This window comes from Oleiphilus sp. HI0086 (assembly GCF_001635225.1).
The window spans coordinates 1-329 of the sequence record NZ_LWFZ01000306.1 but is presented as its reverse complement, the minus strand read 5'-3'; the positions used below and the strand labels follow the sequence as shown (position 1 = coordinate 329).

Here is a 329-nt window from a genome sequence, read left to right as displayed (position 1 = left end):
TCAAGGTACAGAGTCAAACCCAATCATCTTTACGTCTGCTCAAGACGTTGCTGGTCTTAATACTGGTGACGAGCAGGGTCAATGGGGTGGCTTGACTATCCTTGGTCAATCTACCAACAACAAAGGCGAGCGTACTTATGAAGCTGGTACTCAGTCTTATGGTCCTGACGCTGGTGTAACGATTGCGGACGATAACAGTGGAACACTGACTTACGTTGCGATCAAATACTCTGGTTATGAAGTAGAAAAAGACAAAGAGCTTAACGGTCTTTCTCTTGGTTCTGTAGGTTCAGGTACAACTATCGAGAACATCGCAATCATTGGTTCTG

1 pseudogene is annotated in these 329 nt (G+C 45.0%); it reads left to right on the top strand.

From position 1 onward, the window contains the following. A pseudogene (locus A3756_RS27210) lies at positions 1–329 on the top strand (hypothetical protein); the annotation flags it as partial.